The sequence below is a fragment of the Moritella sp. PE36 genome, assembly GCF_000170855.1.
Taxonomy (GTDB): Bacteria; Pseudomonadota; Gammaproteobacteria; order Enterobacterales; family Moritellaceae; genus Moritella.
On the sequence record NZ_ABCQ01000018.1, the window covers coordinates 1 to 25,077 of the forward strand.

General features: G+C 40.8%; 22 protein-coding genes, 2 tRNA genes and 1 pseudogene. 6 read left to right on the forward strand and 19 right to left on the reverse strand.

The window, feature by feature from the left end:
* Positions 1–93: 93 nt before the first annotated feature.
* The 4 genes and pseudogenes from PE36_RS11805 to PE36_RS11820 form a co-directional block, all read left to right on the forward strand.
* Positions 94–2,034: pseudogene (locus PE36_RS11805) on the forward strand (TRAP transporter permease); the annotation flags it as partial.
* Positions 2,035–2,115: 81 nt separating this feature from the next.
* A complete protein-coding gene (locus PE36_RS11810) occupies positions 2,116–2,550 on the forward strand; it encodes a universal stress protein (protein WP_006032270.1) in 435 nt (144 codons plus the stop codon).
* Positions 2,551–2,716: 166 nt separating this feature from the next.
* Positions 2,717–3,796 carry a response regulator gene (locus tag PE36_RS11815; protein WP_006032271.1) on the forward strand — a complete coding sequence of 360 codons (1,080 nt, stop codon included), beginning with the start codon at positions 2,717–2,719 and terminating at the stop codon, positions 3,794–3,796.
* Positions 3,797–3,868: 72 nt separating this feature from the next.
* On the forward strand, positions 3,869–4,831 hold the full coding sequence (locus tag PE36_RS11820; RefSeq protein ID WP_006032272.1) for a GGDEF domain-containing protein: 963 nt from the start codon (positions 3,869–3,871) through the stop codon (positions 4,829–4,831).
* Positions 4,832–4,913: 82 nt separating this feature from the next.
* On the opposite strand, the gene PE36_RS11825 is transcribed toward PE36_RS11820, so the two are convergent.
* The 5 genes from PE36_RS11825 to PE36_RS11845 all read right to left on the reverse strand — a co-directional run bounded on the left by PE36_RS11825 (position 4,914) and on the right by PE36_RS11845 (position 8,973).
* Positions 4,914–5,120, reverse strand: coding sequence for a DUF2986 domain-containing protein (locus tag PE36_RS11825; RefSeq protein WP_006032273.1), 207 nt, complete (start codon positions 5,118–5,120; stop codon positions 4,914–4,916).
* Positions 5,121–5,132: 12 nt separating this feature from the next.
* Positions 5,133–5,600, reverse strand: coding sequence for a DUF1456 family protein (locus PE36_RS11830; RefSeq protein ID WP_006032274.1), 468 nt, complete (start codon positions 5,598–5,600; stop codon positions 5,133–5,135).
* Between the two features lie 186 nt (positions 5,601–5,786).
* Entirely contained in the window at positions 5,787–7,025 is a 1,239-nt protein-coding gene (locus tag PE36_RS11835) for a triacylglycerol lipase (protein WP_006032275.1), read from the reverse strand.
* A 79-nt stretch (positions 7,026–7,104) separates the two neighbouring features.
* Positions 7,105–8,001, reverse strand: a complete 897-nt coding sequence (locus tag PE36_RS11840; RefSeq protein WP_043994469.1) for a DMT family transporter — start codon at positions 7,999–8,001, stop codon at positions 7,105–7,107.
* 120 nt (positions 8,002–8,121) lie between these two features.
* Positions 8,122–8,973 (reverse strand): alpha/beta fold hydrolase, encoded by an 852-nt coding sequence (locus PE36_RS11845; protein ID WP_006032277.1) that lies wholly within the window; start codon positions 8,971–8,973, stop codon positions 8,122–8,124.
* A gap of 223 nt (positions 8,974–9,196) precedes the next feature.
* On the opposite strand from PE36_RS11845, the gene yegD reads away from it, so the two are divergent.
* The gene (yegD, locus tag PE36_RS11850; protein ID WP_006032278.1) at positions 9,197–10,549 is read left to right on the forward strand and encodes a molecular chaperone; all 1,353 of its coding nucleotides are present in this window, start codon (positions 9,197–9,199) and stop codon (positions 10,547–10,549) included.
* A gap of 119 nt (positions 10,550–10,668) precedes the next feature.
* Here yegD and traF read toward each other — a convergent pair whose 3' ends face one another.
* Together traF and PE36_RS11860 are read right to left on the reverse strand one after the other, a co-directional pair.
* Positions 10,669–11,796 carry a conjugal transfer protein TraF gene (traF, locus tag PE36_RS11855; protein WP_006032279.1) on the reverse strand — a complete coding sequence of 376 codons (1,128 nt, stop codon included), beginning with the start codon at positions 11,794–11,796 and terminating at the stop codon, positions 10,669–10,671.
* A 135-nt stretch (positions 11,797–11,931) separates the two neighbouring features.
* The gene (locus PE36_RS11860) at positions 11,932–13,086 is read right to left on the reverse strand and encodes a PLP-dependent aminotransferase family protein (protein WP_006032280.1); all 1,155 of its coding nucleotides are present in this window, start codon (positions 13,084–13,086) and stop codon (positions 11,932–11,934) included.
* 207 nt (positions 13,087–13,293) lie between these two features.
* Here PE36_RS11860 and PE36_RS11865 point away from each other — a divergent pair, with 207 nt between their 5' ends.
* Complete coding sequence (locus PE36_RS11865) at positions 13,294–14,193, forward strand: GyrI-like domain-containing protein (RefSeq protein ID WP_043994477.1); 900 nt, start codon at positions 13,294–13,296, stop codon at positions 14,191–14,193.
* An 85-nt stretch (positions 14,194–14,278) separates the two neighbouring features.
* On the opposite strand, the gene PE36_RS11870 is transcribed toward PE36_RS11865, so the two are convergent.
* The 12 genes from PE36_RS11870 to PE36_RS11925 form a co-directional block, all read right to left on the reverse strand.
* Positions 14,279–14,369 (reverse strand) — tRNA-Ser (locus PE36_RS11870).
* 298 nt (positions 14,370–14,667) lie between these two features.
* Positions 14,668–14,758, reverse strand: a tRNA-Ser gene (locus PE36_RS11875).
* A gap of 196 nt (positions 14,759–14,954) precedes the next feature.
* Positions 14,955–15,335: a fumarate reductase subunit FrdD gene (gene frdD, locus PE36_RS11880; protein ID WP_006032283.1), complete on the reverse strand. Its 381-nt coding sequence runs from the start codon at positions 15,333–15,335 to the stop codon at positions 14,955–14,957.
* A gap of 10 nt (positions 15,336–15,345) precedes the next feature.
* Positions 15,346–15,735 carry a hypothetical protein gene (locus PE36_RS11885; protein WP_006032284.1) on the reverse strand — a complete coding sequence of 130 codons (390 nt, stop codon included), beginning with the start codon at positions 15,733–15,735 and terminating at the stop codon, positions 15,346–15,348.
* Between the two features lie 14 nt (positions 15,736–15,749).
* A complete protein-coding gene (locus PE36_RS11890; protein WP_006032285.1) occupies positions 15,750–16,502 on the reverse strand; it encodes a succinate dehydrogenase/fumarate reductase iron-sulfur subunit in 753 nt (250 codons plus the stop codon).
* Positions 16,502–18,289: a fumarate reductase (quinol) flavoprotein subunit gene (gene frdA / locus PE36_RS11895; protein ID WP_006032286.1), complete on the reverse strand. Its 1,788-nt coding sequence runs from the start codon at positions 18,287–18,289 to the stop codon at positions 16,502–16,504. The genes PE36_RS11890 and frdA overlap by 1 nt, the downstream gene beginning before the upstream one ends.
* A gap of 280 nt (positions 18,290–18,569) precedes the next feature.
* A complete protein-coding gene (locus PE36_RS11900; protein ID WP_043994478.1) occupies positions 18,570–18,974 on the reverse strand; it encodes a DoxX family protein in 405 nt (134 codons plus the stop codon).
* Positions 18,975–18,984: 10 nt separating this feature from the next.
* Positions 18,985–19,404, reverse strand: a complete 420-nt coding sequence (locus PE36_RS11905; RefSeq protein ID WP_043994470.1) for an organic hydroperoxide resistance protein — start codon at positions 19,402–19,404, stop codon at positions 18,985–18,987.
* Positions 19,405–19,597: 193 nt separating this feature from the next.
* The gene (locus PE36_RS11910) at positions 19,598–20,137 is read right to left on the reverse strand and encodes a DUF3332 family protein (protein ID WP_043994471.1); all 540 of its coding nucleotides are present in this window, start codon (positions 20,135–20,137) and stop codon (positions 19,598–19,600) included.
* Positions 20,138–20,208: 71 nt separating this feature from the next.
* On the reverse strand, positions 20,209–21,042 hold the full coding sequence (locus tag PE36_RS11915) for a YbaY family lipoprotein (protein ID WP_006032290.1): 834 nt from the start codon (positions 21,040–21,042) through the stop codon (positions 20,209–20,211).
* Positions 21,043–21,399: 357 nt separating this feature from the next.
* Positions 21,400–23,754 (reverse strand): amidohydrolase family protein, encoded by a 2,355-nt coding sequence (locus PE36_RS11920; protein ID WP_006032291.1) that lies wholly within the window; start codon positions 23,752–23,754, stop codon positions 21,400–21,402.
* A 90-nt stretch (positions 23,755–23,844) separates the two neighbouring features.
* Positions 23,845–24,930: an alpha/beta hydrolase gene (locus PE36_RS11925; RefSeq protein ID WP_006032292.1), complete on the reverse strand. Its 1,086-nt coding sequence runs from the start codon at positions 24,928–24,930 to the stop codon at positions 23,845–23,847.
* Positions 24,931–25,077 lie beyond the last annotated feature (147 nt).

A 25,077-nucleotide genomic window follows, 5' to 3' on the forward strand; every position in this document is an offset into this window, starting at 1 on the left:
CGAAAACAATGTCTCACCAGTGGTTAACAACCGAAAGGTGTATTTGGTGTTGCGGTTGGTGTATCAACATCATTTGTATTCTTATTTGTACTATTCGGTTCGCTATTAGATAAAGCAGGTGCTGGTAACTACTTCATAAAAGTTGCATTCTCGCTACTTGGTCACATGCGTGGCGGTCCTGCAAAAGCAGCGGTGGTTGCATCAGGTTTAAGTGGCTTAGTGTCTGGCTCATCCATTGCGAACGTGGTGACAACAGGCACATTCACGATCCCACTAATGAAACGCGTTGGCTTCTCCGCAACGAAAGCGGGCGCAATAGAAGTTGCAGCATCAACGAATGGTCAGTTAACACCACCAATTATGGGTGCAGCTGCATTCTTGATGGTTGAATACGTTGGTATCCCATACATCGAAGTAATTAAAGCCGCTATTTTACCTGCGCTTATTTCTTATATTGCCCTGATCTACATCGTGCATTTAGAAGCATGTAAAGCCGGTATGGAAGGTTTACCGCGCCGTCATAAGCCGACGATGGCAGAAAGCTTATTCTCGTTTATGACTGTTGCGATGATAATCCTCGTCTTAAGTCTTGCTGTTTACTACGGCATCGGCTGGACGAAAGATGTATTTGGCAGTAATGCAACTTGGGTGCTTGGAATTATTACCATTGCTATTTATATTGGCTTAGTAAAATACTCCACTAATTTCCCTGAACTGGTAATTGATGATCCAGATAGTCCATTGCTGATATTACCGGAACCGGGTCCAACAGCGAAAGCAGGTTTATACTTCCTCTTACCGATCGTGGTACTCGTATGGTGCTTAACCGTTGAACGTTTCTCACCTGGTCTGTCCGCGTTTTGGGCAACGATGTTTATGATTTTCATTGTGGTAACACAACGTCCATTACAAGCATACTTCAAACAAAATAAATCAGTATCAGGCGCGGTTAAAACAGGTTTTATCGAACTGTTTGACGGTATGATCACCGGTTCACGTAATATGATCGGTATCGGCGTGGCGACAGCGGCTGCAGGTATTGTTGTAGGTACCGTAACCTTAACGGGTATCGGTTTAGTGATGACCGAGTTTGTTGAGTTTATCTCCGGCGGTAATATCATGCTAATGTTAGTATTCACTGCGTTGATCAGCTTGATCTTAGGCATGGGTTTACCGACAACGGCTAACTACATCGTTGTATCAACCTTAATGGCACCTGTTATTGTTGAAATTGGTGCTCAAAATGGCTTGATTGTACCGTTAATTGCAGTGCATTTATTTGTGTTCTACTTTGGTATTCTCGCCGATGATACCCCCCCCGTAGGTCTTGCCGCCTTTGCCGCCGCAGCAATTGCGAAAGCAGATCCAATTAAAACGGGTATCCAAGGTTTTACTTACGATATTCGTACGGCTATCTTACCGTTCATGTTTATCTTTAATACGCAGTTATTATTAATTGGTGTGGACTCTTGGGGTCACTTATTACTGACTATCTTCTCTGCTACCACTGCGATGTTAGTCTTCGCAGCGGCAACCCAAGGATACTGGTTCACTAAATCAAAATGGTATGAAACGATCGGATTATTATTAATCACGTTCACACTGTTCCGTCCTGGTTTCTTTTGGGATATGGTTTATCCGCCAATTGAAGAGCTAGGCCCACAACATATCGAGCAAGTACTTGCTGAATTACCAAACGGTAGTCAAGTGCGTTTACGTGTTGAAGGTGAAACGTTAGACGGTGCATTCCAAACCAAGATTGTACAACTCCCTTTTTCTGAAGATGCGATCACAGGTGCAGATCGATTATTGAGTACTGGTTTAGAATTACGCTTTGAGGATGACAAAACTATCGTTGATATGATTGGTTTTGGTTCCCCAGCCGAAAAATCAGGCATTGATTTTGACTGGAATATCCTAATGGTAGAACGTCCATTAGACCGTCCAGCTAAAGAGTTCCTGTTTATTCCCGCGTTACTGTTACTTGCTGGTATCGCCGTTGGTCAACGCCGTCGTATTGCTCGTAATAAGTAATCATCCTCGGTAACGAAGCATATATGCAGTGTGCTTATCCACACTGCATATACCCAAACCACTTTAAATAAGTAACTCATTATGTATAAAACAATCTTACTACCCGTCGACCTTAACGAAGAAGGCTTTAGCCACGTGGCTGCCGAACACGCTTGCGCACTCGCAAAAATGTCTGGCGCAACAATTCATTTACTTAATGTGCTGCCGACCACGCAAATGCCTATGGTATCAGCACACTTCCCAACGTCGGTCTTACAACAAATTCGAACTTCCACTCAAACAGCCCTGCAACAATTTGCCAAAAAACACATTACAGACGACATACCAGTGCAATTACATCTAATGGAAGGCAAGCCGTCAAAAGAAATTATCAAAGCTGCAGATAAATACAAGGCTGATTTAATTGTAATGCCGAGTCATAAACGCGCTAAGTTGGAACTTGCATTTATTGGTTCAGTAGCAGCAAGAGTTGTGAGTTCAGCATCCATTAGTGTAATGGTTGTCAAACCACAATAAACATGTTTATGGGCAGTGTTATTAACTGCTCATAATTTTAAACGCACTATATTAAACTATCATTATTTTTCATTTAATCCATTCTATTCCTTTTACTTCCTGCCTTTTTTAGTTATTATTGCCAGATAATTCTTTGCTATTTCACTGAAAATGAAAAAGGATATTCATGTCAGTTTCTGTATTAATCTGTGATGATTCAAACCTAGCTCGTAAACAAATGGCTAAAACACTTCCCCCTTACTGGAATGTGGATGTTAGCTTTGCAGCAAACGGTGCCGAGGGTATTGATGTTATCAGAGCAGGTAAAGGTAGCATCGTATTTCTCGATCTAAATATGCCAGTGATGGATGGTTACCAAGTTTTAGAAATAATTCAAAAAGAGCAATTGAATGCACTTGTGATTGTCGTTTCTGGTGATATCCAAGCAGAGGCACTCCAACGAGTGACTGCATTAGGCGCTCTTGCATTTATCAAAAAACCGGTAACAAGTCAGCAAATCGAAACCATCCTGATTAATTACGGTATTATCGAAAAAGACGAATTAGCGCAAGCAGAAGCGCGATTAATTTCCCAACAAGCAGCAGAAAAAAGAAAGACAGATTTAATTCAATCCATTCCAGAAACATTGCCTACGTTAGGTAACGAGCTTGAATTATCGCCTGAATTTCGTGATGCATTGCAAGAAGTTGCTAATGTCGCAATGGGTCAAGCCGCTGACTTATTAGCCCGCCTATTAGACGTGTTTGTATTGTTACCTGTACCAAATGTAAACGTCTTTGAAGCCAGTGAATTAACAATGGCACTGTCCGCAGCATCAGAACAAGCAACAATTTCAACCGTATGCCAAGGCTTTATTTGCTCGGGTATTGCTGGTGAAGCCCTATTGTTATTCCATGATTCAAGTTTTGATGATATGGCAAAGCTAATGGGGATTTCAGAACAAGACTCCAACTTCCAAGAAAAAGAAATTCTCATGGATACAGCCAATATCCTCATTGGTGCGTTTTTACAAGGCTTTAGCCAACAACTGAATGTGAGCTTTAGTCAAGGCCACCCTTCTGTTCTTGGCCAGCACAGTACAGTACAAGAAATGATTAACGCGAATAACTTCCGTAAACAAAAAACGATTGCCATTGAAATTAACTATCAAATTGAACACCATGATGTGCAATGCGATCTGTTATTACTTTTTACTGAGAAGTCGCTGCCAAGTTTACTGAATAGTCTTTCTTACCTCATCGATTAACTGGTTGTCATTTGATGATTTACGTCACTATAAACAAATCAGATAACAACACAGTTACAAGGAATTGTTAACATGGATAATCAACAGTCATTGAATGAGTTTCATTGGATCATGGATATGGTGCAAACCATTGATGCGGGTCTTGTGGTTTTAGATAAAGATTTCAATGTCCAGCTTTGGAATGGCTTTATGAGTAACCACAGTGGATTGAGCTCAAGGACTGTCCAAAGCGCACCGCTGTTTTCTCATTTTCCTGAGTTACCTGAAGCATGGCTGCGCAGTAAAATTGAATCAGTGTTTTTACTAAAAAACAACGCCTTTACCAGTTGGGAACAACGTCCTTATATTTTCCGTTTTAATAACTACCGTCCAGTCACCGGCATTTCTGAATTTATGTATCAGAATATGACGATCATACCGTTAGCCTCTCTCACAGGCGAAGTAACGCACGTTAGTTTGATTATTTATGATGTAACCGATATTGCGATTAACCGTTTGCAACTTGATAAAGCTAATGCAGAATTAGCTCGTTTAAGCCAAACAGATGCGCTTACACAGCTGAATAACCGCCATCGCTGGAATAACCTCATTGATAGCGAATTTAAACGAGTTAAACGCTATGAGCAGATATCGACATTCATGATGCTAGATATCGATCACTTCAAAAATGTGAATGATACGTATGGCCACGTCGCGGGCGACAAGGTAATAGCAGAAGTATCAAGAGTGATCCGTGAGAATGTTCGAGAAACTGATTTTTCGGCACGATACGGTGGTGACGAATTTGCCATTTGTTTAACTAATACAACAGCACATAACGCGATAATCTTAGCAGACCGTCTTCGTCAAGCAATTGAGAATACTGTAATTACAGATGATGATAACAACATAAAAGTAACAATATCGATTGGCATGGCTGAATTCACTGAGAATACCGATACAGTCGATACTTGGACTAAAAATGCTGATTGTGCATTATATAAGGGTAAAGAAAATGGCCGTAACCAATACTCGATATTTAAGCCGCGTAGTTAAGTACAGTTTAAGGTAATCTATATAAACGAAAAAGGTATAGCGACGCTATACCTTTTTTATATTTATCATTTTTTCGTTTAAGCTAACTATTTTCAGCAGTTGGTTCTTCCTGAACACTTTCTGCCTGCTGAATAGTCTCTTCTTGCTGAGGAGCTTCAGTTTCTAACGCCATTTTTTCACGTTCCGCTTTAGAAATGTAACGTGGCTTATTAGAATGTGGGGCTAATTTAGCATTGGCTTTTTTAGCTTTTTTCTTTAATGTCGAAACAACTTTTTTCTTTCTGTTCATTATTTGATCTTACTACTTGTCTTCAGGTCGGTATTTTACTTGCATGCCTGCAAGGAAGTTACGTAATATTTGATCTTTACATTCACGGTAATGTTTGTGATCAGGTTTACGGAAAAATGCACTTAGTTCGTGTTTACCTAAACGGAATTCAGCAAGTTCTAATAATTCAAGAACGTCTTCATTCTTAAGATCTAAAGCAATTTTTAACTTACGTAAAATAATGTTGTTATTGATCGAGTGCTCAGGCTCAGGTTGTGGACCGTCTTTTTTACCGCGTTTCGCATTAATTAGACCATTCAAAAAAGTTGCCATCTGCGTATCACTACAACTCACATAGGCCGGGTCATCATCTTTTTTTAACCAATTGCTGATTTCGCCACGTGTAACATCAGCTTCAGCTTGTTTAAACAAGGCTATCATTTTGTCGTCACTGAAATTAAAAGTGTAGCGAATACGGCGTAAAATATCATTATTGGTCATTAATTAGTCCTAATAAGGCTAGCGTGATGTCGTTATGACTCACGATTTAAGTTATGGCGCACAGTATAGCAGATAACCCAGAGTTGATAACAGGCAATACTTACAATCTCAACACCCAAAGCAAGCAAGACCAGCACCCTAGACTAACGTCTCTGCATTTAGAAAAATTAATTCGTGATCTAGACGTTAATCATCCAGCAACCAGTATCTTATTTTATTATATACATCAGGATGATAAAGTAAGTCCATATGATTCATATCACGACCAATCCACTGATGGTGTTCAGGAAAGGTAAGGTGCAGTAAATCATCATTATGACGACCTAAGGCACTATCTACATTCACTAAACCATCACCAATTAAACCATCACCGACTACTGTTGATTGCTTACCTTTCACTGCAGCAACCGTATAACAATGCACCCCATTAGGTAATGCTAATGATCCACGATCGTCCACCGTATAACTAAAACGATCTTTACCCTGCCAGTCTTCATCGATAATCGACCCATAACGTAAGTCAGTAATACCTGCGCTACGAATTTGACCTAACTTAGCAAAAGGTAAACTATATGGATTGGAACCAAGTAAGACATCAATCAGGTTACCGCCTTTTTCAAGTGCCGAGCCATGATGCGGCGTACCTAAAAATACCATCTTATTAACTTGGTCTAACCAAGTATGCTGCGCCTCTTTACCATAATGAAATGCACTACGAGAGACGAGCCCCCCCATACTGTGAGCAAGAATAGACAATGACAAAGGTTGCGGTGATATCGTCACTAAATACTGTAATAGTGCAGCTAAATCACGGCCATTTTCTGAAATATGTCGACCGGTATTATAGTGTAAGTAAATCGGTTCATAACCAAGATCACGTGCTAATTCGATACCGTGATTATGTTCGTCAACTTGCCACTGTAAATCATTCATACATAACCCGTGCACCATTAGCAATATCTTGCCATCTGATGTTTCGATCAACTTACGTAATGCGACATCCGATAAAGCTTTACCGTCACGGCGTAATTGCATGATCACAGCAAGTGGGTTTTCACGTTCCAGTAAATAGTCACCTAATACACCATTAAGCATCGAAATGGCGACTTCACGTTTAAGAGATGATTCATGTTGGCCAAATGCCGAGCCAAATTGCGATAAAGAAAACTCAATTTTATCACCAACAAATGTAGTAACGTTACGAATATTACGGTATACAAAACCAGTCACACCACGTGTTGTTGTCGGTTGGTCTTTATCATTAAGACCTAAGCTCAAAATGGTATAATGCAGTGCTTCAACAATATCTGTTAAACCAGTCACTGCATCTACCGCAAGCTGGTTAACACCACGGATATCATTTGCACGATCGGAGTGAGAGCGTTTTATTTCTAGGATTTTTGATTTTCTGCGGGTGTTAAACATACAGCACCTTTTGTATTTAGCGTTAGCAACGAGTTAAAATCATGACTCTGTTGTAACGCTAAATACTTGAATGCACAATCTAGGTTTTGTTTACGTTCGCTTGGCGTTGCAATAAAAAGGTTGCGGAGGCTGACAATAAAATGCCAGGGATCACTTGCATATTAATACTTTGCCCGTTCACCAGCAGTGATAACAAGGCAACGACAGCGGGATTCATATAAATATATGCCATCACCCGTGTAGGTCCTAACGCAATAGTGGTTTTCTGATACAAATACACCGTCATCAGTGTGGCACCAATCACTAAATAGGCCATGTAAAATACTGATTCACCTTTGATAAGATGCCACTCTAGCGGTAGTCCTGATAACCAAAGTGCCAGCCCCATCCAAATACAGCCACCGAGTAAGGTACTAAATACCATGACAATCAGTTCGTCACCACGGTATAAGCGCTTCATCGAAATAGAATAACAGCACATAGAGACGCAACCTGCGATAAACAATAAGTCGCCATTGTTGAGTGAAAAATCCATTAGTCGAGACAAATCACCAGCAAAAATAACCCAGCAAGTACCCAGCGCACCAAGTAGATAAATCATTAGCTGCTTGGCTTTAATCTTATCTTTAAATACCAACACGCATAACAAGGCGGTTATAAACGGCACCAAGGTATACAAGGTACCAGTATTTAATGTCGTGGTTATTTTCAATGCTTCGAACTGAAAAATAAAGAACATTGAATAGAATAAACTGATCACCATCGAACGCGGTAAGGTTCGTAACACCTTATTACGCCATTTTTTGGTGAATAAAATAAACGGTAATAATAAACTCACCGCACCAGCGAAGCGCAACAAAGTTAAAGAAAATGGGTTTATTAGACCTGCAAGGTTTGCAGATGCTAAAAATGATCCTGCCACTAAGGTAGTCGCAAGTACCACAAGAAGGTGAAATTTGATGTTAGATTGTGCCAAGCCTAGGCCTTATTTGGGTATAAATGGTATTTTTCGGCAAGGTTAGCACGCAAAGAATTCTTGTAAAGGTTTTCTAGATTAAATAATCTTTTGTTTGATAAAAAATAATTTAACCTACCGCTATGACGACGAAGCTAACCAATTTGATGTGTCCTGCCATACTGATTCAGACATAGACCGCTTGAAAAAGCCAAAATGATCAATCGATCGCATACCGACCTGCTTAGGATCAACCACAATCATATCTGACGGTGCATTTTTAAAATGTTGTTGCAGTACTTTGACACAACTCGGTGGTGCAAATCGGTTGTCATCCGCCATGGCATAAAAGCGCATATTACCAGTATATCGGTGATAACCATCGTGCAATTCGTTGCCTTGCTCATCAGTATAGAAGGGTTTACGCCCAAAACGACTCCAATCCCTGATTACTTGCTTCGGTAAGTATTCTGCACCCAACACCCACTTTGGTAACCCTTTATTAACACTATAAAACAAAGGTAAAACACAATAAAAGAATAGCACTGATAATGGCTGGTCTTTACGCGCCCAATTTTTCCAATGAATTTGCTGTGCGGCAATATTTAGAAACGACTCATAACGATTATTATTTGGAGTAATACCAAGTAACTGACCACCAATAGAATGACCAACACCTGACATTTTCATTTCAGGATAATGACTTTGTGTCCAAGTTAACACCGCGTCCATATCAAGCTGTCCCCAATGTATCATACTGGCTGGTTTCGCGTTCACACTCGCTTGTTTACTATCGCCAATACCACGATAGTCATAGGTGATTATCGTGAAGCCTTGGGCACATAAAAACTCAGCATAAGGTTGATAATACTTACGTAATACCCCTGTCGCCCCATTTATAATAACAACACGGCCATTACTCTTATCCGGTTTGAACTCACTCGCGACAAGCTGGTAGCCATCAAGCGTACTAATTTCAATTGTGTTTATCATATTCTTAATCCATTAAGTAAATAAATTAACAAGTCAGTTATTTAACCATAGCCTCTCATCCTTTACATTCGCCCTAATGACAAACACGTGTTACCCACCATTGCGTTAGATTAATGCAAACTGACTATTACGTCCGCGATTAAATAAGTTACTATTTCAATCTGGTTTCACGTATCTCGGCAGTGTACAATGCCCGGCTTGTGTGATTTTATTGGAATAAATTATGTTTGTCGGTTTTGACTACGGTACTTCTAACTGTGCCGTTGGGTATGTTAACAATGCTAACCCGGAACTTGTTTCTCTTGGCCAGAACAGTTCTTACCTCGCATCAACATTATATGCTTCGCACCGTAATATGATCCCTAACTGGGTCGCGCGTCACTTACCTGATTCAGTAGCAAAACCAAATTATCTGCAATTACGCCGAGGTCCAATTCAAGCCGGCCATAACTTAATTAATGATGGTTATGAAGACCAACTTTTCTTTGGCCAAGAAGCCCTTGATACGTATCTAGAAGATCCCGAAGAAGGTTACTACATCAAGTCACCAAAATCATTCTTAGGGGCCACCAGCTTAAGCCCGATGCAACTAGCTCTGATGGAAGATGTAGTGACGGCAATGATCTGCAATATCAAAAATAAAGCAGAAGCACAATTAGATAAGCAAATAACCCAAGTTGTGATGGGTAAGCCGGTGAATTTCCAAGGCCTGAAAGGCGAAGAAAGTAACCAACAAGCGTTATCACTATTAACCACCGCGGCACAACGTGCTGGCTTTAAAGATATTGAATTTCTGTATGAACCACTGGCGGCAGGTTTTGATTATGAACAAAGCCTCACCACAGAGAAAACCGTACTTGTGGTCGATATCGGTGGTGGTACTACCGACTGTTCATTACTAAAAATGGGACCTGAAAATTACGGTCTTAGCGATCGTTTCCAGCATGTGTTAGGTTACTCTGGTGAACGTATTGGTGGTAATGATTTTGATATTCATTTTGCACAAAAATCATTAATGCCGCTCTTCGGCCTAGGCTCACATTTAACCAGTGGCCTACCGATGCCAGTAAAGCCGTTCTGGGATGCGGTTGCCATTAATGACATCGGTTGTCAGACTGATTTTTATAGCCAGCGCAGTCTTATTGGTCTAAACGATTTATATAAAAACGCAGAACAAAAACAGTTAATTTCTCGTTTACTCAATGTGCAGCAACAAAAGCAAACTTATCAGGTGGTCAACCTTGCCGAGCAGATGAAAAAGGAATTGTCACAAGATACCAGCACAATCGCAGATTTAGGCTTTGTCGAAAATGGCTTAACCTTAGCCTTATCCCGTCAAGCGCTAGAAATCGCCACTGCGCCACAACTAACCAAAATCAAAGCATTAATGGATGAAACAATCACTCAGGCTCAAACAACGCCTGATGTTATTTTTGTGACCGGTGGTACGGCGAAGTCGCCAATCATCTTCCAATATATTCAACAACACTATCCTCACTGTGAAATCATTATTGGTGATCACTTTGGTAGTGTAACGAAAGGTTTAACTCGTTGGGCAGAGAAGCTTTTTTCTTAATCAATGGTGCTTAATAAAGACTTAATAGCGGCATGAAACCAAATGCTAGATAAGTTTTCGATAGACAATAAAAAAGGGCTGTGTAATACAGCCCTTTTTAGTATCTACATTAATAAATTTTAGAAAGTGAAGCTTAAGCTCGCTGATGCGCCAACTTGATTATCACTACCGTAAGAACCCGCAACATCAAGGTTTAACGTGCCAAATGGGCTAATACCAATACCGGCTGTTAACGAGTCTTCCATAGTATCTTGCAGATCATGCTCAAAGCCTGCGCGTAATTGCGCCCAGTGCCATGCGTTCACTTCAACACCAACACGTACAAACTGGGTGTTATCCTCAAGTTCTACATAGCGAGTTTGTTCTGTTAAATCTACATCAACACCGAACGTAAAATATTCTGCTGAATACGCTAAACCTAATGTCGCTTGTGGATTCATTTCATAAGTTTTATTTGTTGTCGATTTTATTTCTTGTGCTAATACGTCTTTTACCGCCAATGCTGTACGGAAATTGTTTTTCATCCATACCGCACCTAAATCAAAGTTAAACGCAGTCACTTCTGTATCAGCATCTTCTAGTTCAAGATCAAAATCTTCGATTTCAGTCATGTCTGAATAAGTCTGTAATATTTGATATTTTGGCGTTACACCAAATGAAAACGACTCGCCGTAAATAGTATACCGTTTTGCTAATGCAATACCGAATTCAGTGTAGCCAAAACCAGTGACTTCAACGGTTGATTTTTCATAACGCTCTGTTGTGTCAACAGAAGTATATACATTAACATTAGAAATAGCCTCCACATAACCACGGCCATATATGCTAACAGATACATTATTACTTGGAATAGCAATTGCGAACGCAACACCTGCAGTAACATTAACTGGGGCATTGCCATTAAGCTCATCTAGATAATTATTAATATCTTGCTCTAAACCAGCTGAATTCGAACCACTATTTTCATAATCTTCAATCGTATCCTGCAAGTCCATGATCGTTTCTAAAGAGCTATCCGCATCCTTGGCATTAACACCAATAGCAGGTAATAAAATACCGATATCATCTGACTTATGAAATACGGCAAGTAATGCTGGGTTATAAAGAGGTGCGGCTAAATAATCTGCGGTTGCAACACCAATATTACCCATTGCATTTGAGCGACCATCAGGTGCATAACTTGCTGCTGTTGAAGCTAAAGAGGTGAATGCCAGCGCGAGGCCAAGTGAAATTCCATTTTTTGACATAGTATCAACCGTAGTCCTTATCATTTTAAGTAACTCGATTGTAGTCCGATAATGAATGTGGTGACACCAGCATTAATGCTTTAGTTCAAATTTTGATGAAAAGATCATAAAATAATTAATACTATAGTACTAGGATCACTCTTTAATACTTTTTAATACTTGTGCTAAGCGATTCACTGCCAGCAATAGATCTGAATGACAGGCATTGGTAAAATTCAACCTAAATGCAGCACCCTTCCCGGCTTCTGATTGGTAGAATACAGAGCTTGGTACGACAGCAACCCCCACTGCAAGCATGTCTTTAGCAAGATTATCTACATTACATTCCGGCAGACGTAGCCAAATAAACATACCGCCTTCTACTGGTTCAAACTGACAATTGTCTGGCAATTTCGCGGTTAATAAATCCGCTAGATATTGATAACGTTGACGATATAACTGTCGAAGTCCATCTAAATGTTTTGGAAAGTCTTCATGTTGTAATAGATCCAGCAACACTGCTTGCATTGGTTGACTTGAATGTAAATCAGCACCTTGTTTTACACGCTCTAATGCCGATATCCAAGCTTTAGGACCACTGACAAGGCCTAAACGAATACCCGGTGTTGCAATCTTAGAATATGAACGCAGTACAATCGCCTGTTCTGGGCAGAAGCTAGATACCAAAGGTAACTCAGTACCCGCAAAACGTAATTCACGGTAAGGGGCATCTTCAATCAATGCCACATTATATTGCTGGCACAGTTGTGCCACTTTTTTACGTACTTCAAGCGACCAACATACACCAGTTGGATTATGGAAATCAGGTACTGCATAAAACATCTTGATTGTCTTATTGGCAAAGCATTGCTCTAATTCTTGTAAATCAGGGCCGTCTTCGCGCTGCTGAATACTTTCAATACTTGCTTGTGCTAATCCAAATACCTGTAAAGCGCCTAGGTAGCTAGGTGCTTCCATCACCACTTTATCACCCGCGTCTAAAAATGCGCGGGCAATCAAATCTAGACCTTGTTGCGACCCAGTACATACCAACGCATCTTGCTGGTCTGTTAATTGGTAACACTCACGGAAATAAGCTAATAAAGGTGCATATCCTGCGGTACTACCGTATTGAAACAGCTCTGATCGCGTAGTCAATTGTTGAATGCTCTGTTCCATTAGCGCTAATGGGAAATGATCACCATCAGGTAACCCCCCCGCTAATGAGATGACATCTGCTGAGTTAGCGACACTCAAAATTTCTCGAATGTAAGACGGTTTAATGGCTTGTAATGATTGCGCTAACTGCATAGTCTATCTCTCTGGTTGTTTAACGTTTATTGGTATTAATCGCTAACAATACATGTAATTTATAGATCTTTAGTCAAATGAACTTTTAAAATCAATAAAAACGTGATTAATAACGATATAACTAACATTCATACTACGGATATAAATTTGACATAGCATGTCCATTTATGCGCTTATAGATGTCCATCTATGCTTTATAAGATCACTATGCCTATAACACCGCTTTTGAGCCAGTCTTCAAATCAGCAGACATCACGCATCAACGATGTACTCAATTTTATTCATCGTGATATCAGTGCTGAATTACCTGCGCGGCAACTAGCAAAGATAGCTGCTTATTCTGAACAACACTTTCACCGCGTGTTCAAGAATGTCGTTGGCGAATCAGTGCATCAATACATTCGCCGCAGCCGTTTAGAGTTTGCCGCTAACCAGTTAATGTTTGATACCCGCAGTTCGGTGGTCACGGTTGCGACTAAATCAGGCTTTGCTTCGGTATCTTCTTTTAGCCGTGCATTTAAAGCCACCTTTGCCATGTCGCCAGGTGAATGGCGCAGTAAAGACTTAGCCACCAGCACGCCACCCTATTTACGCGATCCAGAAATTGCGGCAGCTTATTCACGCATTCAAAGTCATGTATTACCTCGTGTACAGCTTATTGAATTACCAGAAAGGCATGTGGCTTATGTTCGCCATCAAGGTTATGGACGTTCAATTCGCCTTGCTTGGCAAACTCTGCTGGCGTGGGCAAACGTGGAAGGTCGAAGTTATCAGCAACAATTTGGCTTACATCACTCTAACCCTGCATTCGTCGCTTTAGAGCAGTGCCGTTACGTCGCTTGTTTAGCAATAGATAAACCATTATTACGCCGCGGCACAGTAAACAGTATGGTGATCCCTGGCGGTTTGCACGCAGTGTTTAAGCTAACCGGAAAATATGGTGAGTTACTGCCGTATTTAAGTAAGATCATTGAGCAATGGTTGCCGTCATCAGGTTTTAAAATGCAGTCCACACCAGCCTATGTGCATTACCAGAAGAACCATTTTTTAGACGAGGATGAGCAGTTCGAATTACAATTCTGCCTACCTGTATCAACCTTCTTTTAGTGCCGTTATTTTCAAGACAGGTATAGCACGCCAGATAGCAAAAAGCCGGAACTTAAATGAATAAGTTCCGGCTTCTCTAATTAGATGGCGGAGGAGGAGAGATTTGAACTCTCGAGGAGCTATTAACCCCTGCTGGTTTTCAAGACCAGTGCATTCGGCCACTCTGCCACCCCTCCGCAGCAGGTTCGAATATTAGTGTAAACGCCGTTGTTTGTAAACACACGTCACAGAATAAATTATAATTTCATTTCAGTCAGTTAAATAACCAACCAATTGTATAAAAACACAACACAGTATTGAACCTTACGGACTGTATGTAAGCTCTATAACCCTACGACCGATACTCGCTGATTGTAAATTCTGGAATGAACACATTTATGTCGATGTCTGTATATCAACGAAAGGGTGTAATCATCATGACCAAATGCAAAAAGCCGGAACTTAAATGAATAAGTTCCGGCTTCTCTAAATAGATGGCGGAGGAGGAGAGATTTGAACTCTCGAGGAGCTATTAACCCCTGCTGGTTTTCAAGACCAGTGCATTCGGCCACTCTGCCACCCCTCCGCAGCAAAACGCATAATAGAGTAAGTTAGCTGACATGTAAACACTGTTTTGTAAATTACATCATAACCAAATCCAATATGATAAATAACGAACGTTTTGTATGAAAAACATAATCAATTTATCGATAACGCTGTTAAAGGCGTCACTAAAAGTACGTGACGCCTTTTCTCATTTTCGCGTTAAAACCTGTATTGAGCTATCCGTACATCTGCAATAACAGGGTAAACACAAACACACTCACCGCAAATGCAAAACCATAACTCAGTACTTGCTGCCAATCTCGACCGCGTTTAACGCCTAAATCATGTAAAGCATGAAATATACGATGTAAGGTATGCCATAGCGGTAGCGCAACTAACACCAATATAATACCCGCGCCATACCAAGTGGTCGCAAAGCCATGCAGGGTTTGATAATTAAAGTTACCTTGATCTATAATCCCCAACGGAATTAACAGACCAGTAAGCACAATCATCACCGGCGTTAAAAACGCAGTTAACATGCCTCCAGCACCAAACAATCCCCAAAACACTGGCTCATGCGAGCGTACGTAGATTTTCTTATTCATCTCAGACATCACTCGCTCCTTACAGCATAATAACTAATAGACAAAAAACAGTCGCTGCAGCAAAGGCCGCATAATGACCCGAGACAATGACCTTATCATCGAGGCGTTTGCCTTTTATCCATAAATCTACGGCTTTAGGCGCTAATGAAAACCAGGTAACGGTATGATACAGCGCGAATGCTAATGCGATCAGATGAAAAATAACCGCTACAGGATTTTGTAATGACGCTAACCACGCATTAAACGCGACTTCACCTTGGCTAAGCCTTAACAAACCCCAGGCGAGTATCAAACTATAAATCGTAATGAACACACTACTGCCTTCACGTAACATATATTTAGTATAAAAAAGTTGCTTCATCCACCAGTCGGTAGGCAGTTCTCTTGTATAAGGTTTACGTTTACTCATTGCTTTATTCCTTATTATTCCGGTCTAAACATGCCAATTAGGTAGTCTTTACTGCTCTCAACTTTCAACAGCTGAATTGCAGCAGCAGGATCAACCCCTTTCGGACAAACCACGGAACAGTAACCAACAAATGTACAGCCCCAAACACCTTCTTCTTGGTTCACTATTTTCATCCGCTCTGCGGTTCCGGCATCTCGACTGTCTCGGTTATAACGCGCCAGTAATGCAAGTGCTGCAGGACCAATAAATTTAGTATCCAACGCATATTGTGGACACGCGGAGTAGCAAAGCCCGCAATTAATACACATAGAGAATTTTTTATATTTCTCCATCTGCTCAGGCGTTTGCTTATACGTACCTTCTGATAAACATTTCTTATCTTGCGTTCCGGTTTTCTCTGGAATGATATACGGTTTTATCTCTTCGAGTTTTTTAATGAAATCATCCATTACCACCACTAAATCACGCTCAATAGGGAAATTAGCCAATGGTTCTAAACTGATTTTATTCGGGAAGTAATCACGTAAGAATGCTTTACAGCCTAATTTGGGTACACCATCAACCATCAAACCACAACTGCCGCAAATGGCCATGCGACAAGACCAGCGAAAGCTGATTGTGGCATCTAGATTGTCCTTAATATATTGCAGCGCCTCTAAAATCGACATATCGGCTTTATAAGGCACTTCAAATGTTTGGGTAAACGGTTTGTCATCCATCTCTGGGCGATAACGCAGAATGTCTATTTTGATACTTTGCTGAGTCATTATTTTACCCCCTGCGCTAATTTTTCACCCGCAGCGCCATAAGCTCGGACTGCAGGTTGGCTCTTGGTGATCTTCACATCGCTGTAATCAATTTTTGGCGCTTTATCAGCTTGATAGTAAGCCAGTGAATGCTTTAAGAATTTCTTATCATCACGCGCTTCAAAGCCATCAATACGCTGATGTGAACCACGAGACTCCTCACGTAAAATAGCACTGTGGGCCATTGCCTCAGCAGTATCGAGTAAATAACCCAGTTCAATGGTGTATAGGAAGTCAGTATTAAACACGCTGGATTTATCTTCGACTTTGACGTTTTTATAACGCAACTTTAACTCTGCTAATTTATCAATGGTCTTTTGCATTGATTCCTGGGTACGGTAAATACCAACGCCCTCTTCCATACAATCACCCATCTCTTGACGGATAACGGCAGATTTTTCAGTACCGTCGCTGTGCAACAAAGCGTCCATGCGTTTGATCACTGCTTCTGCTTGGGCTTTAAGTGGCGCAATATCTTGATGTTGATGGTTACTGGCATAATTTGCCGCTTCTTGACCAGCAAGCTGCCCAAACACGGCAAGTTCAGTCAATGAGTTAGAGCCTAAACGGTTAGCCCCATGTAAACCGACCGAAGCACATTCACCAACTGCATATAAACCAGCGAGTGAGGTTGCCGTTTTCGCATCTGTCGCAATGCCACCCATGGTGTAATGCACAGTAGGACGTACTGGGATAGGTTCATAAACCGGATCAACACCGACATAGGCTTTGGCCAATTCACGAATAAAAGGCAGGCGCTCATTGATTTTCTCTTCGCCTAAATGACGTAGATCGAGATAAACATAATCGCCACGTTCACCTTCAACAACTTGTCCTTTTTGTTGCTCTTGCCAGAAACATTGACTGAGTTTGTCACGTGGGCCGAGTTCCATGTATTTATTCTTGGTTTGGCCAACGGGCACTTCAGGTCCTAAACCGTAATCTTGCAGATAACGATAGCCATCTTTATTAACTAAAATGCCACCTTCACCACGGCAACCTTCGGTCATTAAAATACCGCTGCCCGGTAAGCCTGTTGGGTGATACTGCACAAATTCCATATCGCGCAGTGCAATACCATGGCGATAAGCCAGTGACATACCATCACCGGTAACAATGCCGCCATTGGTGTTGTAGCTATACACACGCCCTGCACCGCCCGTTGCCATGATCACTGATTTTGCTTGGATCAGTTTTATTTCACCTTCAGCGATATCAAGAATAACCACGCCTTGGATCTTGCCATCTTCAACGATTAAATCTAAACAGAAATGTTCGTCAAATCGGGTAATTTTCGGATGCTGAATAGATGTTTGAAACAGGGTATGCAGAATATGAAAGCCACTTTTATCCGCAGCAAACCAAGTACGTTCTATTTTCATGCCACCAAATGCGCGTACATTAATCGACCCGTCAGCTTTACGGCTCCACGGACAACCCCAATGTTCTAATTGCGTCAGTTGCTTCGCAGCATTTTCAACGAAGTACTCAACCACATCTTGTTCGCATAACCAATCGCCACCCGAAACGGTATCGTTAAAATGATTATCTAAAGAGTCATGATCCTGTGCGACACCCGCGGCACCGCCTTCGGCAGCAACGGTATGACTACGCATTGGATAAACTTTGGAAATAAGGGCGATATCAAGCTCAGGATGATTTTCAGCTATTTCTATCGCAGCGCGTAAACCCGAACCGCCGGCACCAATAATGGCAACATCTGTTTGAATAATTTTAAATTTATGCATGTTCACTCACATCAAAAGTTAGCTTAAAAACAAGTAACCACTAAGAGGTATTTTAATGCGAATGTCGTCGACAGTTTTTGATATGAATCAATAACAATATCTAAATTAATCAGGCGTACAGATTGAATGGTATTTTGTGAGATATATTTAGTTAACGACTTGATTATATAAGTTGTTTATCGACTTTGCGGGAGTAAAGTAACAGGCATATTCGACATTTAAAATACGCTACACAGACTATTAATATAGGGTGTATAGCGCATATTAAAAATAGGACTGATTATTTGTTTTCAGTATCCGTATTAGTGACTTGAACTGATGTCCAAGAATGACCTGATAACACCAAGAGACCAGCAAAAATACCTAAGTTTTTAATGAAGTTTTGCATTTCATGCGCCCCTTCTAAGCCCGTTAAGTTCCAGAAATCATGTAAATTAACATTAATAACCAGTACTAATCCTGCCAGCATTAGCGCAACGATAGCAGTATAACGATTGGCAATAAGCAAGATAGCTGCAACAATCTGGAATACGCCTGCCGCCGCTAGCAGCACAGGTACAAACGGCATGTTATGCTTTTCCATTAAACCGATATGCATGTCCCAAGATACAAACTTCATAATGCCTGGAATTAAGAAGTACAACGCCAACATGATGCGGCCAACGGTTAATAACACCTTATTCATCTTATTCATCTTATGCTTGACCCTTTACGCTAAGTTGCACATCAATATTACCGCGAACTGCGTTTGAATAAGGGCAAACCTGATGTGCTGTCGCCACTAATTTTTCAGCATCAGCTTGGGGTAATGCTAACTCAATAGCAAGGCTGACTGTTAACGCAAAACCACCCGTCGCATTAGGACCAATCCCCACTTCTGCAGATACCGGCGCAGCAGTAATTTTAATTTTCATTTCACGTGCTACATGCAGGATAGCATTCGAAAAACAAGCTGCATAACCCGCAGCGAATAACTGTTCTGGATTTGTCGCAGCGCCCGTGCCGCCCATTTCTTTTGGATAGCTTAGTTCTAACGATAGCATACCGTCATCTGTTGCTACTTGACCGTTACGACCAGCTGATGCGGTTGCAGTTGTGGTATAAAGTGTTGTCATCATAAATTCCTATAAAATATAGCTTGAGTTAGATTGCGCGCAATTCAATTACCCTCACTATATTCTTGATAGAACTAAATTACAACTACATTGCGCGCAACTTATATTTATAATTGAAACTCTAGAGAGTAAAAAGCCCCGCCATGAGGGACATGACGGGGCTTATATAATAAAACAAAACAAAAAATAAAATTTATAGACTTGCGACGTGATCCAGCAGCTGTTGGTTATTTGCAACAGCAACTAAGCGACCTTGATTGTAAAAAGCAACATCATTATTAGCTAAACGTTTGCCAATAATTGACTGTTCACTGCCGTCAACATAAGCAACCGTTAACTTTAAGCTATCATCATCAAGCACTTCCATTGACGTTGATTGAGTCGATACTTTTAAATCCTTTAAAGGTGCGCCTGTTAATACGGGATCGAGATCATCATTTATCTTCATCCAAGCTTCAACAGGCGTATCAGCAACAGCAGGTCCCTTCTTGGTAATCGGATTCGTACCAGTCCAAAACTCAATACTGTTAATCACCATCAGATCAACTAATGCCGTAACGCCATACACAGGTGCAGCCACAACATAGATCCCGGCACGGCCATAACGGTTATCAACGGCTTTCAAATTCACGCCCATTGCTAATTGCGTCAGACCCATCTGGCCAATACAACCCGTTAGCCCAGATACAGATGCTGCGATGATCGTTGCACAAATCATTTTTTTAATTTTCATTTTACTTTCCATTCGTAATTTATAAACATGACTACTTTTAATAAATACGAATTATTTCAATGTCGTATTTATTACTTTTCCTGTGCCGTAAATTGCCCTAAAGCAATACCGACATTACTGTATAAAGTTAATGTATTATCAATCACTTTATAATTATCAGTTTCTGATAATGCGGTTAAAAATTGGATTTCCAAGTTCATTTGTTGAAAACACAATTTCTTTGTTGCTAGCAATTGAGTCAGATTTACGTTACTCGCGAGTACATCATAACGGCCGCTAAAACGATTGCAGCCAGCAAAGCCAACTACCTTATTATCATCTTGGGTAAACGTAAGGTAAGGCTGTTGCTGAGTCACTTCTGCAGTGATCGCTTGCGACCCTAACATCGACAGCTGCCACTGCGTATCAACCAAACTCGCTTGCCCATCATTTTGAACTTCAGCGCGAACCTGTGACACTAAAATTTCACTTGGTTTTAGCCCTTGATTAGCAAATGCATCTACCTGCTGTGTATTGGTAAATAATAACTGACCATCAAGGGTGATCTGCGCGCGCAAAACATAACGATGCAGCGGCTTAATTTGTGCCTCGTTATAACTTAAATTCACTTGATATGGTGGCGCCCCCACAGCTGTAAAGGTTTGCTCGGCAATCACTTCTGCTGGCATATCCATTTTTGAAATGTCTTCTAATATCAAACTCACTTCCGCACCCGGTGGCAGGGCAATGCGCTGTAAATAGAACACATTCGCAGTGATAGTCTGTTGTTGGATAATAGCCGCTTGCTCGACCTTAGTTGCTTGTTGGTCTGTGGTTGCACAGCCAGCTAGACTGATTAATAACCCAGTTATAATTGCAGCAGATAATGCCGTTTTACGATTTAGTAGACGTCTATTTTTTTGCATGTAAATAACTACCTTTAAAGAGTATTTTGCACTTATTACTTGAATCCAATATCACACTCTCGAGATTAGAGCTAAGCGCATAAATTAGCAAATGATAAAACACTTAGAGATATAAAAGTAATTGCGTAAATACGGGTTAAGAACGATAGCGCTATAGGTAAATAATTACATATTAAAATATGACGACGCTCGACTCAGTAACGTTTAATAATCAGAGACGGCATAGTACACAATAAAATAAACCATACAATAGCACTAAGTATTATAGGGTGAAAAAACCGAGACTATTTCAGCATAATACCCGGTTAGATCAAATTAAGCCTCTATAGAAGAAAGGCTTAAAGTTTAGAAAGGTGTTTACTGTGGCGAAGATAACTCTAGTTCAGGTACTTGCTCTAGACTATTATCGACTGTTGTAGGCGGCTGTGGGATGGCCTTAACAATTAACTCAAATAACTGCCCTGACAGCTTATTCAACGCGGGTAAATCTAACGTCGCTGAGTATAAAGGTTTACCATTATTTTCGATTCTAGCCCTCACAACATACTCACCATTGTTATCGAACAATGCCGGATCGTATTGTAACGAGATATTGTAAGGTGGTGGTGTGGTCGCCGCGACGGTTATCTGCCCCAACATTGAACTGCTAATATCCGTTTTAGAGATATCTTCAAGGGTCACGGTGATCGTAGAGGATGCAGGTAAAGCCGTGCGTTCTAGATACATCACCCGTACTTCTAAATGTTGTTTTTTAGGCGCAACGGCAACCGTATTCACTTGATCTTCAAACACTACGCCCCATACCGGGATATCTTTAATCTGCATCGGCGTGACTTTTAATGGATTTTGCTCAAGTAAAGTAAAGTTAGCGGTTTTACCAACGACGATCGATCCAATTTTATCTTCTAACCTTAACGTATGCGCCGCGTTAATGGTAATCGCTTGCATCGCTTGATACGCAGTAATACGCTCTTGCTGTGAAACCTTATTTAGACCCGATGTGACACGGTTCACCGCTGTCCACGCTAACGTTAACGGCTCCATTGGTGCCATTGAAAAATCGGAATGGAATGAAACCGGCACATTGCTCTGCATTAAACTATTAACGCGCACTAAATTTTCGGCACGCTCGCTGCCTAATCCAAAATCCGAATATTTATCCGCTAATGCCCATAAATAATACGGGTTAACCGATGCTTCGATGTCTAATTTTGCTAGCTGAGTCACTTGCTCTTTAGTAAAGTAGCCCATGTGATGTAAGGTAAATCGATGATCTTCACGCGCTAATTTAACCTGATCCGCTTGGTTAAAATCCAGCACTTGTTGGATCCCTAAGTCACCATTAGCATGCACATGGATCTGATAGCCATTTTGCCAATAAAAACTAAGTTGCTGCTGGAATAGATCCAACGGTGTCATCCACTCACCTTCATGACCGTCTAAATAACCATCTTTCATTTGCATTAACTGAGAGTAGATAGCCCCATCAGAGAATAGCTTCACTTGCTTAGGTAAGAACTTAATGTTGTCGGTATTGTATTCAGCTTCTAACGTTTCCATGAACGCTAATGCTTTCTGATTGCTCTGGCCATTGGCATTATATAAATACGTACCACTCGGAATAAGAAAGACATCATAAGGTGGTTTTTGATCCATTTCTGATTTTAATAACTGGTATTCCAAATCAAAATTAGTACTTGGGAAACCCGGTTCTGCGATGGTGGTGATGCCATTTTTAAGCACTAATTTAGACATGATGCTTAACCCTAACTTATAACTTTCAGGATTAATAAAATCAGCCGTAATCTTAGGTAATAATGCTAACCAGCCACCTTCATAAAAATGACCTTTTTCCCAATCAACTTGCGGGTTGTCAGCAAAGTCGTCTTGCTTAATACCAAACTTGTTAATCGCGGCATTATTCAAGAATATTTCATGGAAAGAGCGGTGGATGATCGCAACAGGTTTGTCTGGCGACAGTTCATTTAACATCTCACGGGTTAACTCACCATGCCAAAGTTGATGATAACCCCAAACAAAAAATACCTTATCTTGGGCAGCATTGGCATCAATCGATTGCTTTAAACGTTCAAGATAAGCAAAATGACCAGATACCCCTTTTTTAACCTCATTAGGTAACACCCAATCATATGGGGCAATAATTTCATTTGGCAGCATAATAGCCGCAATGGAAGGATGTACGTGCGGTTCGACAAAACCCGGTAACATGGTTTTCCCGCTAATATTAATGAGTTTAGTATTATCGCCACTGAGCTTCATCGCATCGATTTTAGCGCCAATAAAGATGATTTTTTTATCTTTGGTCGCGACCGATTCAGTATAACTAGGCTCCACACCTGCCATCGTCAAAATATCACCGCCAAAATAAATAGCATCAGCAATAACGGGTAATACTTTGATTGGTGATACTTCGGCACTTTTTAGTGGTAAATCGCTAGAGTCCGGCGTTTGTACACCAGCATTATCAATGCCTTTAGTTGTCTCTACCGTGTTTGCTTTATTTGCTGTTAATGGCGTGGCGGCTGTCTCATCTGAGACCGTATTCGAAACAATGTTAGCTTCGGTGTTAGCCATTTCGTGTGCATGAGCTTGTATACCAAGCAATAGACCGCACAAGAGTGTAATTTGCATAAGCCATTGCACAAAAACAGAAAACGATTGAATAGGGCTAACGAAGCCTTGAGTTGACATTACGCCACTCCCTTATAACTCAGTGAAAGTATGCATAAAATAACATATCAGTCGCTATAAGACCATAAAATCACCGTCACAGATGGGCTGTTAACTAGCCACTTTTTCTAGTTCATATTCACATTGCGCTACAAACTTACCAATTTCAATGTATGCCTCATCCGCCTCTTCTAAATCAAATAGATGCCAAACATGCAACATATTCGACCATGTCTGCAAGCGTACGTTAGAACCTTGTGAGCGGGCTTTATTGGTATAACGGCGAGAATCATCAACCATCATTTCGGTATCACTGGCCTGGATCAAAATGGGAGGTAAACCAGATAAATTGGCGAAAATAGGTGATACTTGTGGATCACGGGGGTTCATACGGAAAAGTATAGCGACCCAAATAAGTAACACAAACTGAGGAAAATGGTGAAACTTACCCAGAAACGGATGCAACAGGAAATCAGTTTTAGCGTTATAACTCAAACTGCCATAACTAAAGGTACTATCAATACAAGGACATATCGCAATTGCAGCGTCAACTTGACGAATTTTTTGCTGCTTGAGCCAACCAATAAGCGCAAGGGTTAAGTTGCCACCAGCAGAATCACCTGCAACATAAATTCGATGACACACTTGCGGATTATTTGGATTATTAGCCAGTAACCATTGATACGCATAGCGGCAATCTTGAATGCCCTTCACTCGTTTACCATCTGGGATCATGGCATAACTCACCGCAAAGACAGCGACACCGAGCTCACGAGCTAAACGCTCTGTCACTACTCGGTGACTCTTAGGACTGCCAACCGCAAAACCACCGCCATGAATATAAAGTAAGCGCTTATTTACATCACTATTTTTATTTATCACCCACTCGCCCATAATGCGATGACCTTGAAAGCTTGTTGCGACGGGGATGATCACACAATCTAATTCAACATCACCTAAACGATCAATATTTTTACGCAATGCATAAAGATACTTACTCGGTTTAATAAAACTAATTGGTTCCTTTATACTTTCAATAAGTTCCAGTGCTTGAGGATATTTATACGAAGGTGTCGGGCGGTAAAAGGTAGCACTTAAATCAGCACTATCATATTGGCGAAGATCTTCACCATATAGATTACGTATCAACAACAAAAAAATAACTAAAACGACAATAGCAGTAATCAAAAACCACATGTTCACAACTCCCAGTCTGTGTTTAAAGAACAACAACCAATACCAAGCAATTAACCGCAACTAAAGCGATAACAGTATTATTCAAAAAAAACAATCCGGCAGCGTCGATAACACCATGAAAACGCTAGCTTGACCGCAAAATATTCA

What these genes read in the sequence shown, in the direction of transcription:
- PE36_RS11810 (WP_006032270.1), top strand. Translation starts at nt 2,116, where the DNA reads ATGTATAAAACAATCTTACTACCCGTCGACCTTAACGAAGAAGGCTTT.
- PE36_RS11815 (WP_006032271.1), top strand. Translation starts at nt 2,717, where the DNA reads ATGTCAGTTTCTGTATTAATCTGTGATGATTCAAACCTAGCTCGTAAA.
- PE36_RS11820 (WP_006032272.1), top strand. Translation starts at nt 3,869, where the DNA reads ATGGATAATCAACAGTCATTGAATGAGTTTCATTGGATCATGGATATG.
- PE36_RS11825 (WP_006032273.1), bottom strand. Translation starts at nt 5,120, where the DNA reads ATGAACAGAAAGAAAAAAGTTGTTTCGACATTAAAGAAAAAAGCTAAA.
- PE36_RS11830 (WP_006032274.1), bottom strand. Translation starts at nt 5,600, where the DNA reads ATGACCAATAATGATATTTTACGCCGTATTCGCTACACTTTTAATTTC.
- PE36_RS11835 (WP_006032275.1), bottom strand. Translation starts at nt 7,025, where the DNA reads ATGTTTAACACCCGCAGAAAATCAAAAATCCTAGAAATAAAACGCTCT.
- PE36_RS11845 (WP_006032277.1), bottom strand. Translation starts at nt 8,973, where the DNA reads ATGATAAACACAATTGAAATTAGTACGCTTGATGGCTACCAGCTTGTC.
- yegD (WP_006032278.1), top strand. Translation starts at nt 9,197, where the DNA reads ATGTTTGTCGGTTTTGACTACGGTACTTCTAACTGTGCCGTTGGGTAT.
- traF (WP_006032279.1), bottom strand. Translation starts at nt 11,796, where the DNA reads ATGTCAAAAAATGGAATTTCACTTGGCCTCGCGCTGGCATTCACCTCT.
- PE36_RS11860 (WP_006032280.1), bottom strand. Translation starts at nt 13,086, where the DNA reads ATGCAGTTAGCGCAATCATTACAAGCCATTAAACCGTCTTACATTCGA.
- PE36_RS11865 (WP_043994477.1), top strand. Translation starts at nt 13,294, where the DNA reads ATGCCTATAACACCGCTTTTGAGCCAGTCTTCAAATCAGCAGACATCA.
- frdD (WP_006032283.1), bottom strand. Translation starts at nt 15,335, where the DNA reads ATGTCTGAGATGAATAAGAAAATCTACGTACGCTCGCATGAGCCAGTG.
- PE36_RS11885 (WP_006032284.1), bottom strand. Translation starts at nt 15,735, where the DNA reads ATGAGTAAACGTAAACCTTATACAAGAGAACTGCCTACCGACTGGTGG.
- PE36_RS11890 (WP_006032285.1), bottom strand. Translation starts at nt 16,502, where the DNA reads ATGACTCAGCAAAGTATCAAAATAGACATTCTGCGTTATCGCCCAGAG.
- frdA (WP_006032286.1), bottom strand. Translation starts at nt 18,289, where the DNA reads ATGCATAAATTTAAAATTATTCAAACAGATGTTGCCATTATTGGTGCC.
- PE36_RS11900 (WP_043994478.1), bottom strand. Translation starts at nt 18,974, where the DNA reads ATGAATAAGGTGTTATTAACCGTTGGCCGCATCATGTTGGCGTTGTAC.
- PE36_RS11905 (WP_043994470.1), bottom strand. Translation starts at nt 19,404, where the DNA reads ATGACAACACTTTATACCACAACTGCAACCGCATCAGCTGGTCGTAAC.
- PE36_RS11910 (WP_043994471.1), bottom strand. Translation starts at nt 20,137, where the DNA reads ATGAAAATTAAAAAAATGATTTGTGCAACGATCATCGCAGCATCTGTA.
- PE36_RS11915 (WP_006032290.1), bottom strand. Translation starts at nt 21,042, where the DNA reads ATGCAAAAAAATAGACGTCTACTAAATCGTAAAACGGCATTATCTGCT.
- PE36_RS11920 (WP_006032291.1), bottom strand. Translation starts at nt 23,754, where the DNA reads ATGTCAACTCAAGGCTTCGTTAGCCCTATTCAATCGTTTTCTGTTTTT.
- PE36_RS11925 (WP_006032292.1), bottom strand. Translation starts at nt 24,930, where the DNA reads ATGTGGTTTTTGATTACTGCTATTGTCGTTTTAGTTATTTTTTTGTTG.